Annotated in this window: 10 protein-coding genes; 9 read left to right on the top strand and 1 reads right to left on the bottom strand. The window is 73.0% G+C overall.

The window, feature by feature from the left end; all coding sequences use genetic code 11:
* Positions 1-451: 451 nt before the first annotated feature.
* Positions 452-655, bottom strand: coding sequence for a hypothetical protein (locus tag AB0E14_RS29065; RefSeq protein ID WP_362424518.1), 204 nt, complete (start codon positions 653-655; stop codon positions 452-454).
* Between AB0E14_RS29065 and AB0E14_RS29060 the strand changes: the two genes are divergently transcribed.
* Genes AB0E14_RS29060 through AB0E14_RS29020 form a run of 9 tightly spaced genes read left to right on the top strand, consistent with a single transcriptional unit; the run spans position 642 to position 10413 of the window.
* The gene (locus AB0E14_RS29060) at positions 642-4619 is read left to right on the top strand and encodes an alpha/beta fold hydrolase (protein WP_362424515.1); all 3978 of its coding nucleotides are present in this window, start codon (positions 642-644) and stop codon (positions 4617-4619) included. The two genes, AB0E14_RS29065 and AB0E14_RS29060, sit on opposite strands and share 14 nt — an antisense overlap.
* Positions 4616-5515: an LnmK family bifunctional acyltransferase/decarboxylase gene (locus tag AB0E14_RS29055; RefSeq protein WP_362424511.1), complete on the top strand. Its 900-nt coding sequence runs from the start codon at positions 4616-4618 to the stop codon at positions 5513-5515. The genes AB0E14_RS29060 and AB0E14_RS29055 overlap by 4 nt, the downstream gene beginning before the upstream one ends.
* Entirely contained in the window at positions 5512-5772 is a 261-nt protein-coding gene (locus tag AB0E14_RS29050; RefSeq protein ID WP_362424508.1) for a phosphopantetheine-binding protein, read from the top strand. The genes AB0E14_RS29055 and AB0E14_RS29050 overlap by 4 nt, the downstream gene beginning before the upstream one ends.
* 1 nt (position 5773) lies before the next feature.
* Positions 5774-6994 (top strand): hydroxymethylglutaryl-CoA synthase, encoded by a 1221-nt coding sequence (locus AB0E14_RS29045; RefSeq protein WP_362424504.1) that lies wholly within the window; start codon positions 5774-5776, stop codon positions 6992-6994.
* Between the two features lie 23 nt (positions 6995-7017).
* On the top strand, positions 7018-7257 hold the full coding sequence (locus AB0E14_RS29040) for a phosphopantetheine-binding protein (protein ID WP_362424501.1): 240 nt from the start codon (positions 7018-7020) through the stop codon (positions 7255-7257).
* Complete coding sequence (locus AB0E14_RS29035; protein WP_362424498.1) at positions 7254-8513, top strand: beta-ketoacyl synthase N-terminal-like domain-containing protein; 1260 nt, start codon at positions 7254-7256, stop codon at positions 8511-8513. Before AB0E14_RS29040 ends, AB0E14_RS29035 begins: the two co-directional genes overlap by 4 nt.
* Positions 8514-8522: 9 nt before the next feature.
* Complete coding sequence (locus AB0E14_RS29030) at positions 8523-9323, top strand: alpha/beta fold hydrolase (RefSeq protein WP_362424495.1); 801 nt, start codon at positions 8523-8525, stop codon at positions 9321-9323.
* A gap of 41 nt (positions 9324-9364) precedes the next feature.
* Positions 9365-10003, top strand: a complete 639-nt coding sequence (locus tag AB0E14_RS29025) for a YbhB/YbcL family Raf kinase inhibitor-like protein (protein WP_362424492.1) — start codon at positions 9365-9367, stop codon at positions 10001-10003.
* A gap of 26 nt (positions 10004-10029) precedes the next feature.
* Positions 10030-10413, top strand: a complete 384-nt coding sequence (locus AB0E14_RS29020) for a DUF3224 domain-containing protein (protein ID WP_362424489.1) — start codon at positions 10030-10032, stop codon at positions 10411-10413.
* The last annotated feature ends 26 nt before the right edge of the window (positions 10414-10439 follow it).

Raw genomic sequence — 10439 nt, 5'->3', positions numbered from 1 at the left:
GGACGAACTCGAGCTCAAGACGCCCCTCGTGATCCCGGCCCGCCGCGGCTGATCTGCCGCTCGCCCGGCTCGCCGCCCGCTGGATCGAGGGCGCGGAGGTCGCGTGGGCCGACCGCTGGCTCGGCCACGAGCCGGGCCGGACACCCCTGCCCGGTGCGCCGTTCGGCGGCCGCCGGTACTGGTTCGACGACCGCGTCGGCCCGCGTGAGGAACGCGGGCCGCGGAAGAAGGAGGCGAAGGTGTCCCCGGAGACCTCGAACCCCCGGGACCGAGGTCCCGACCGGACCCGCGGGCGGGGCACGAAGATCACCCTGCCCCCACTCGGCACCCGCCCCACGCCACCCACGACGGCCGGTCATGTGCCGTCCACGACGGCTCGCCCCGCGCCGCCCACGACGGCAGCTCCCGCGCCGCCCGCACCCGCCCGCCCCGCGCCGCCCACGACGGCCGGTCAGGTGCCGGCACCGGCCGAGACACCGTTGCCCGACCCGACGCCGCCACCGCCCGCGCCGACCGTGCCCGTACGGGCCGAGCGGCCGTCGTCGGCGCCCACACCGCCGGCGTCCATGCCGATGTCGCCCGCCCCGACGTCGCCCGCGCCGTCGGCGCCCGCCTCGACGCCGACCGCGGCCTCCGCGCGGGTGGGCCTCGACACCGCGGCGGTCGCTCGGCAGATAGCCGATCAGGTCGCCGACATCCTCGGGTTGGAGCCGGGGGAGCTGTCGCCGCGACAGCCGTTCGGTGACCTGGGGCTGGACTCCATCTTCCGTATGGATCTCGCCCGGCGGCTGGCCGCCGTCTTCGCCGTGGAGCTGCAGGCGGCCGAACTGTACGAGCACGACAGTGTCGAACTCCTCGCCGCCCACCTCGCGGCCGGCACGGCAGCCCCCCGACCCGCCGACGACGGCGGGATCGATGAGCCGCTCGCCGCGCTCGTCGAGCTCGTCACCGGCCGGCCGCTCGACCGGCAGCGCTCCTTCACCGACAACGGGCTCACGTCCTTCGACATGCTGCGCACCGTCGGCGCGCTGGAGCGCCGGTTCGGCTCGCTGCGCAAGACCCTGCTGTTCGACCACCCGACGCTGCCCGGCCTCGCCACCCACCTCGCCGAGTCCTATGGTGCCGAGCGTGCCGCCCGCCTGCTCGGCGAAGCCCTGGCGCTCGGCGGCCCGACCGGGGACACGCGCCCGGTGGTCCTGGCCGAGCCCGTGGTGGAGGCACCGCGCCGGTCCTCGCCGGACCGGCCGTACAGGTCAGGGACGGACGGCCCGTTGATCGTGCGCAAGCGCGGGCTCGGGGAGCTCCCCGAGGTCGCCGAGCTGCTCGCCGGGATCGACCGGCGGCACGCGAAGGAGGGCGGCCTGGCCGGGCGGGACATCGCCCCGCTGGCCTTCGTCGGCACGACCCGCCGCGCCTACTTCAACTTCTCCCGTCGCGACGAGCACCTGTTCGCCTGGAGCTACGCGGGTGCGGAGGAGGACTTCGCCCCGCTGGCCGCGGAGTGGCTCGCGTACGCCGCCGAGCACGGCCTCCGGCCCAGTTTCCTCTCCCTGATCCCGCTCGCCCAGGCCGGCGGCACCGCGCTCACCGCCACCCCCTTCGGCGCGGTCCAACGGCTGGAGGACCTCGCCTCGTTCACGCTGTCCGGCGGCCGGATGAGCAGGCTGCGCAACCTGGTCGCCCGCTTCGAGCGCTCGGGCCGCGTCTCCACCGCGGAGTACGAGGTGGGCTCCGACCCCGCCACCGACCGCGAGATCACCGCGATGATCGACCGGTGGGGTGACCAGAAGCAGATGGTCAACCCGTATGTGGCCGTCGTCCGAAAGGAGTTGGAGCGCGGCCGGCTGGCGGACCGGCACCGGATGTTCCTCACCCGGGTGAACGGTGAGCCGGTCAGCGCGGTGATCGTCACCGAGATCCCGTCGGAGCCCGGCTACCTCCTCGACCTGGAGTTCTACCCGGCCGACGCCCCCAGGGGCGGGCTCGAGTACGCGATCGTCGAGATCCTGCGCCGGCTGCGCGAGGAGGGCTCGGAGCTGTTCAGCTTCGGGGCCAGCTTCGGGGTCAAGCTGGCGGACTCGCCGAACGCCGCGCCCGAGGTCGAGCAGGGGCTCGCGGAGCTGCGCTCGATCGGGGTGTTCGGCGAGGGCAACTTCCGGTTCAAGAACAAGTTCCGGCCCGTGAACCAGCCGATCTACCTGTGCCAGCCGACCGACCGGCCGCCCACGCCGGTGGCCGAGGTGATCCTCATGATCGCCGACCCGGACATCGAGGCCGACGTACCGGGGATGACCGGCAACAGCACCGGCACCGCAACACCCCCGCCCCGCACCACCGTTCCCACGCCCACCGTTCCCACGCCCACCGTTCTCACGCCCACCGTTCTCACGCCCACCGTGCCGTCGCACCCCGTTGCCGTCGCCCCCGTCGCCCCTGTCGCTGCGGGCGAGCCCGCGCGGGCCACGTGGGCCGCGCGGCTCGCCGAGACCGGGTACAACCCGCTGGCCCTGCGGTCGTCGGACGTCGCGTTCGACCTCGTCACCGACTCCTGGGCGGAGCTGGACGATCCGCGGGTCCTGGCCCGGGAGCGAAGGCTCCGGGAGCTGATCGAACGGGACCAGGCCCCCGTCGACTTCACCCCGCCGGGCTGGCTGCCCTTCCCGTACGCGCTGCCCACCGCATCCGGCCGGGCGGCCGAGGCGCTGCTGTGCCGCGGCTGGCCGGGACCGCGCGGCACGGTCGTCCACAACGGCCTGTTCCCCAGTTGGCTGCTGAACCTGACCGACGCGGGATTCACCCCGCTGCCCACCCCCCGCGCACCGCACGGCGCGGCCTTCGCGGGCGACCTCGACCTGGAGGGTCTGCGGGCGCGGCTCGCCGAGGCCGGCGAGGACGTCTCGTTCGTCGCCGTCGAACTGAGCGGCAACGCCGACGGCGGCCACCCGGTGTCGGTGGCCAACCTCCGTGGCGTACGAGCCGCGGCCGACGCCCACGGAGTACCCCTGGTTCTCGACGCCACCCGCGTCGTCGAGAACGCCGCGTTCGTGGTGGCCCACGAGGACGCCTGGCGGGGCGCGGACCTCTGGAAGGCGGTGGAGGCACTGCTCGCCACCGCGTCCGCGACGACGCTCAGTCTCTCCAAGGACTTCGGCGTCGCCTCCGGCGGCCTTCTGGCCACCGCCCTGCCCACGCTCGCCGACCGGGTGCGCGAGCACGTGGCCGCGCGCGGTGCCGAGGTCGGCCTGTCCGCTCGCAGGCTGCTGGCCCGTGCGCTGTCCGAGCAGGACGAGGTGACGTCCCTGGTCGAGGAACGCATGGCGTCCGTCCGGGTGTTGTGGAGCGGACTGGAGCGCGCGGGATGGCCGGTCGCCGCGCCCGCGGGCGGACATTGCGTCCTGCTCGACGTGGACCGGATGCCGCGCTTCGCGGGCACGGTACGGCCGGTCGAATCCGCCCTCGCCTGGATCTACCGGGAGACCGGTGTGCGCGCCGCGCCCCACCTGGCCGACCCCCGGCGCGTCCGGCTCGCGGTCCCCCTCGGCTTCGGCACCGCACGGGCCGCCGAGGCCGCGTCCCGGCTGGCCGCGCTGTGGCAGGACGAGGCACCGGCGCCCGACCTCCTGCCGGTCGGCGGTCCGAGGGAGGCCGGCACGCACGACCGGTTCCATCCGGCCGCGGCCCTCCCCGAGGACATCGAAGGGGCCATGCGCGAGGGCCACCGTGCCCGGGACGACAACGCCGCCGTCCTGGCCGAGTGCGCCCCCGCCGTCGAACGCCGGCTGATCGATCTGCCCGGGGGACAGGTCGAGGTCTTCATCGGAGGGACGGGCCCCGTCCTGCTCCTGATGACCCCCTTCAACGTGGGCGCCGGCGTCTTCGCCCGGCAGTACGCCCGGCTCGCCGAACGCTACCGGATGATCACCGTGCACCACCCCGGCGTCGGGGCCACCACCGTCTCCGCAGACCTCACCCTGGACGGCATCGCCGCCCTGTACCGGACCGTCCTCGACCGGCTCGGTGTCACCGGCCCTGTCCACGTCCTGGGCTCCTCCTTCGGCGGGCTCGTGGCGCAGAGCTTCGCGCTGCGGCACCCCGCCGACACCGCCTCGCTCACGCTCGTCGGCAGTTCGTACAAGGTCGGCAACCGCAACGGAGAGGTCAACCGGCTCTCGATCGTGGCCGCCGAGGACTTCGACCGGATGGAGGCCCACCGGGGGATCGCCCCGGACGACCGGGCCGCCCTGCAGGAACTGTTGCTGCGCTGCGAGAGCATGAGCCCGCAGACCGGGCTCAGTTATCTGGACGTGTTCGCCGCCCAGCCCACGCTCTTCGCCCGGCTGCCGGAGATCTCCGTCCCCACGCTCGTGCTGTGGGGACGGCACGACACCGTCATCCCGGTGAAGGCCGTCCATCTGCTGCACGGCGCCATCCCGGACTCCCACTTCACCGAACTCGCCGACGCCGGTCACTTCCCCTGTCTCACGCACCCGGACGACGTTCACCGGCTGCTGCTGCCCTTCCTCGCCGGCCACGAGCCCGGCCATCGGCCCGAGGACCAGCCGGCGGGCCACCAGCCCGGCCACGAGCCCGGCCATCGGCCCGAGGAGGACCGCGCATGACCACGATGCGACGCTCCGAACTCATCCGGCCCGGCATGTGCGGGCACAACTCCCTCTTCGCCGGCCAGATCGGCGACTGGACGTGGGACGCCGTCACCGCCGCCTGCGGTACCGACGTCCTGCGGGCCAGGGACGCCTCCGGCGCCCCCACCTACCTGTCCTTCTACTACTACCGGGTGCGCGGCAGCCGCCGGTTCCACCTGCGCAGCCCCTCCTTCGGCGACGAACTCCACATTGCCACCCGGCTGTTCGGGTTCGGCAGCGAGTCGGTGCTCACCCTGCACCGGATCACCCGCTCCGCGGAGAAGGCGGCACGACCCCTCGACCCCGAGGACTTCTACGCCTTCGACGACCCGGACTGCCTCTACGTCGAGAACTTCAACCGCTGGGTCGCCCGTGGCGCCGGCGGGACCAACGCCGGCCTGGTCCGCTCCTCACCGCCGGACTTCGCCCACGGCCATCTGCCGGTGCTGCCGGAGAAGTTCTCGCCCCGGCACGCCTACGGGCGGGCCCGCCGGGAGCTGACCTTCCTCGACCACGAGGACGACCGGCTCGAGACGGACCTGAGCGTCGACTACGAGGTGGATCCGTCCAGGGACCTCAACGGCGCCGGGCTGCTCTACTTCGCCGCCTACTTCTCGATCGTCGACCGGGCACTGCTCCATCTGTGGCGGCACCTGGGCCGCGACGACCGGTCCTTCCTGGCCCGCCTGGTGGTCGACCAACAGCTGTGCTACCTCGGCAACGCCGATGCCGGGCAACCGCTGACCGCGGCCCTGCGGCACTGGCGGCGACCCGACGGCAACGAAGCCGTCGACGTGGTGCTGAGCGACCGTGGCACCGGCCGTCTGCTGGCCGTGTGTTCACTCCGACTGGAGGGAGAGCGAGAGCAATGACCACGCCAACCGGTGCCCGGGAACGGATGACCGCGGTGGTCCAGGAGGTCGTCGGGCGGATCCTGCCGGACGTGCCCCGGGAGGAGATCATCGGCGGCAGGCACCTGCGGGACCTGGGGGCCGACTCGGTCGACCGGGTCGAGATCATCCTCGGGATCCTGGAACGGCTCGGACTGGACGAGAGCATGTCCAGTTTCAGCGAACTCCCCGACATCGACGCCCTGGTCGACTTCCTCGTCCTGACCGAGGAACGCTGACATGGGCTACGGCATCGAGGCGCTCGACGTGTACACGGGACTGGCGCAGATTCCCGTCCCCGAACTCTTCGCCGGCCGCGGCCTCGAGGAGGAGCGGCTGGCCAACCTCGCGATGACCCACCGCTCGATCGGCCTGCCCTTCGAGGACCCCGTGACCAACGCGGTCAACGCGGCGAAGTCCCTCGTGGACGCGCTCGACCCGGCCGAACGGGACGCCATCGAGGTCCTGGTCACCTCCACGGAGTCGGGCCTGGACCTGAGCAAGTCGGTCGCGTCCTACGTCCACGAGTACCTGGGCCTGAGCCGCACCTGCCGGCTCTTCGAGGCCAAACAGGCCTGCTACGCGGCGACCGGGGCGCTCCAGCTGGCCACCGGCTATCTCGCCTCGGGAGCCTCACCCGGTGCCAAGGCCCTGGTCGTCGCCACCGACGTGGCCCTCGTCGACGCCCGCGCGGGCTACGCGGAACCGGCAACCGGACACGGAGCGGCCGCCGTCCTGTTGAGCGACCGGCCCACCGTGCTGGAACTGGACCTCGGGGCGTTCGGGCTGCACAGCTACGAGACCCTGGACTCCGCCCGGCCCACTCCCGAGTTCGACATCGCCGACGTCGACCGCTCGCTCTTCGCCTACCTGGACTGCCTCACGCACAGCTTCGCCGACTACCGCACGCGAGTGGAGGGAGCCGACTTCCCGACCACCTTCGACCGGCTGGCGATGCACACGCCCTTCAGCGGGCTCGTCCGCGCGGCGCACCGCAAACTGATGCGCGAGGCGGGCGCCTCCGCACGGCAGGCCGAGGAGGATTTCGAGCGGCGGGTCGCCGCCTCGCTGGCGTACCCCGCGCAGGTCGGCAATCTCTGCTCCGGCTCCCTGTACCTGGCCCTGGCCAGCCTCCTGGCCACGGACCGCATCGACAGCGACCTGCGGATCGGCCTGTACTCGTACGGCTCCGGCTGCTCCGCCGAGTTCTTCAGCGGTGTCGCGGGCCCGGCCTCCGCCGACGCGGTCCGCGCGAAGGACATCGGGGGCCGGCTGGCCCGCCGCCGCCGGCTGACCTTCGAGGAGTACGCCGGGCTGCTGCCCGAGAACCTGCGCACCCTGGTGCCGGTCGAGAACCGGACCGTCGACACCGCCGCCTACGAGCAGTACCTGCCGGGGGACCGGCCGCTGCTCGTGCACACCAGAACCAAGGACTACCACCGGACGTACGAGTGGCGCTGAGCCGCCGGAACGGAGACACAACCATGGATGATGCGGTCCTGACGGCGATCCGCGGCAGCGTACTGGTGGTCCTGCCCGAGGTCGATCCCGAGCGGGTGACCGAGGACGTGTCCCTGACCGACCTCGGCGCGAACAGCATCGACCGGGTCGACGTCGTCACCATGACGATGGACGCGCTGGGCATCAGCCTGTCCGTCACCGACTTCGCGGACGTGTCCGACATCGGCTCGCTCGCCCGCCTTCTGCGCCGCCACACCCCGTGACGACGGTGATCACCGGGGCGGGTGTGCTCTGCGCGACAGCCCGGGACGTGGACACGTTCGCCGCCGCCCTGCGCGCCGGGACCTCCGGTATCGGCCGGCGCAGGGTCGAGGGCGACCACCCCGAACTGCGGCCCCTGCTCTCCTGCGATCTGGCCGGTTTCGACCTGCGGACCGCGATCGCCGACCGCACCGAACCCCTGCGTCGGGCCGCCGTCCGGCTCGCCGGCCGCTCGCCCATGACCGTGCAGGCGTCCGTGACGGTGGCCCTGGAGGGCTGGGAGCGGGCCGGTCTGCACCGCGCGGACGTTCCCGGCGAGCGGATCGGGCTGGTCGTGGCGGGGCACAACCTCGGCGGCCGGTACGCGGAGGAGGTGCGGCCCCGCTACACCAGCAGCCCCGTGCACCTGCCCGCCCGCTACCCCCTGCAGTTCATGGACACCGACCACGTCGGAACCGTGAGCGAGCTGCTCGGGGTGACCGGCGAGGGGTACACCGTCGGCGGGGCGTCGGCCAGCGGGAACGTCGCCCTCATCAACGCCACCCGGCTGGTCGGCTCCGGCGCGGTCGACGTCTGCCTGGTCCTCGGCGCGCTCACCGACCTCTCGGACATGGAACGGCAGGCGTTCTACAACCTCGGCGCGATGGCGGGCGGGCGGGACACCCCACCCGAGCAGTCGAGCCGCCCCTTCGACACGCGCCACGAGGGCTTCGTCCCCGGCCAGGGCGCCGCCTGCGTCGTCCTGGAGTCGGCGGCCTCCGCCGAGCGGCGCGGAGCGGCTCCCTGGGCCCGGGTGGACGGGTACGCCATGAAGCTGTCCGGCAACGGCCTCGCCGACCCGCGGACGACCGACGAGACCGAGGTGATGGCGCGCGCCCTGCGGCACGCGGGCCTGACCGCGGACCGGATCGACTACGTCAACGCGCACGGCACCGGCTCTCCCCTCGGGGACGAGGTGGAACTCACCGCGCTGCGGACCGTCTTCGGCTCCGGCTCGGGCCGTCCCTGGGTCAACTCCACCAAGGGCCTCGTGGGGCACTGTCTGTGCGCGGCGGGCGTCGTCGAGGCCGTGGCCACGCTGGTGCAGATGCGCCACGGCTTCGTGCACGCCAACGCCAACCTCGTCACCCCGATCGGCACGGGCGGCCGGCTCGTCGGCGCCCGCGCGCGCCCCGCCGTCATCGACCAGGCGATGTCCAACGGCTTCGGCTTCGGCGGGTTCAACACCAGCGTGATCCTCGGCCGGCAAGGGAAGTAGGGAGAACACATGCACGTGACGGTCGCGAACCGCTGGCTCGCCGGGGACGCGGGGGTGAGCACCGACTCCGCCGCCGTCCGCCTGTTCTGCTTCGCGCACGCGGGCGGCGGCTCGACCGCCTACCGTCCCTGGCGGCACTCCCTCGCCCCCGGGATCGACGTGCGCTCGATCGTCCTCCCCGGCCGGGAGGCGCGCGTACGCGAGCTGCCCTACCGGCGGGTGGAGCAGCTGCTCGAACCGCTGTGCGAGGCCCTGGAGCCGCATCTGGACCGCCCCTACGCCTTCTTCGGGCACAGCCTCGGCTCGATCCTCGCCTACGAGGTGGCCCGCCGTTTCTCCGCGGGGCCGAGGGGCGGACCCGGGCTTTTGATCGTGTCCGGCAGGCGCGGCCCCCGACTGCCCACCTCGCGCCGGGGGTTCTCCACGCTGCCCGACGCGGAGTTCCTCGCGGGCCTGAGCGTCCTCGGCGGCACGCCGCCCGAGGTGCTCGGCGAGGAGCAGCTGCTGCGGCTGCTGCTGCCGACGCTCCGGGCGGACTTCGAACTCAACGAGTCGTACCGGACCCTGCCCGGGCCCCGGCTGCGCTGCCCCGTCGCCGCGTACATGGGCACGGACGACACCGAGGTGGACCGGCCGGAGCTGCTCGCGTGGGGCGAGGAGACCTCGGGCGAGTTCGGCCTGCGGGTCTTCCCCGGTGGCCACTTCTATCTGAAGGACGAGGAGAACGACGTCCTCGGCGCGGTCCGCCAGGACCTCGCCCGGGCCCTGGGCTGCTCAATCTTGGGCGGTGCGGCGCCGCCCACCGTGTGAGTCTGCTGCGCGCAAGGGATCACGCCCAGAGAGGAACAGACGTGCGTTTGAAGACGCTCACCGCCGTGATGGTCGCCGGTACGGCGGCCCTTTCCACCACCTTCGCCATGGCAAGCTCCCCCGGGGAGGCCACCGCGAGCCGCGGGACGGTGACCGTGGCCCAGCGGCCGGCGCTGCCCCCGAGCCTCCCGCGCCTGAACGTGCAGCTTCCGGACATCCCGCCGGGGGAGACCTTCAGCGAGGAGGAGATGCTCGGCTGGTTCGAGTGCACCGGCAAGAACAAGTCCCCGGCCATCAAGTGGAGCGGCGCGCCCGCCGGCACCAAGAGCTACCTCATCTCGCTCTTCGACGTCGACTCCAAGACCTCGAGCGGATTCTGGCACTGGTCCACCTGGAACATCCCGGCGAGCACCACCTCGCTGCCCGCGGGCGCCGGTACGCCGGGTGACCCGGGCCTGCCCGCACCGGCGGTGCTCGGCCGGACGGACTTCGGCACCACCGGGTACGGCGGCGCCTGCCCGCCGGCCGGGGACCGCCCCCACCGCTATGTCTTCACCGTGGTGGCACTCGACACCGAGGACATCAAGGTCCCCAAGGACCTGCCCATGGCCGCGGTCAACGTCGTCATGCAGTCGCACGCGCTGGCCGCCGGGTACCGCACGGTCGTCTTCGGCCGCTGACCCCACCTCCTGTCGAAAGGCCGTACATGACCACCATCGCCAAGGGCACGCTGGACGTCTCCGACTGGGTCGAGGCGGTGACCGCCGAGGCCGAGGGGCAGTGCAAGCAGGCGAACGCCCATTGCCAGGCCGCCTTCGTCGGCGACCTGGAGGGCGGCGGGCGGGCGGACTGGCTCCTTGCCTACATCGGCGAGGCGGGGACTCGTTTCGTCGGCACCCAGCGCTTCGAGGGCAAGCTCGCCGGCCGGGCCGGCTCGTTCGTCCTGCAGATGCACGGCACCTACACGGAGACCAGTGTGGAGGTCGTCTGGGAGGTCGTACCGGGCTCAGGCTCGGGGGACCTGACCGGTCTGGCGGGCAAGGGCGGCTATCGGAACGCCGACTACACCCTGGAGTTCTCCCTTTCCTGACCGGGGAGACGGGCCGGGGGGCGACG

It is taken from the genome of Streptomyces sp. NPDC047981, from assembly GCF_040653315.1.
In the GTDB taxonomy this organism is placed as follows: Bacteria; Actinomycetota; Actinomycetes; order Streptomycetales; family Streptomycetaceae; genus Streptomyces.
Note: the sequence above shows the minus strand (reverse complement) of the source record. Positions and strands in the feature narration are given on the sequence as shown.

Coding starts and splice junctions, on each gene's coding strand:
- AB0E14_RS29055 (WP_362424511.1), top strand. CDS start 4,616: ATGACCACGATGCGACGCTCCGAACTCATCCGGCCCGGCATGTGCGGG.
- AB0E14_RS29050 (WP_362424508.1), top strand. CDS start 5,512: ATGACCACGCCAACCGGTGCCCGGGAACGGATGACCGCGGTGGTCCAG.
- AB0E14_RS29045 (WP_362424504.1), top strand. CDS start 5,774: ATGGGCTACGGCATCGAGGCGCTCGACGTGTACACGGGACTGGCGCAG.
- AB0E14_RS29040 (WP_362424501.1), top strand. CDS start 7,018: ATGGATGATGCGGTCCTGACGGCGATCCGCGGCAGCGTACTGGTGGTC.
- AB0E14_RS29030 (WP_362424495.1), top strand. CDS start 8,523: ATGCACGTGACGGTCGCGAACCGCTGGCTCGCCGGGGACGCGGGGGTG.
- AB0E14_RS29020 (WP_362424489.1), top strand. CDS start 10,030: ATGACCACCATCGCCAAGGGCACGCTGGACGTCTCCGACTGGGTCGAG.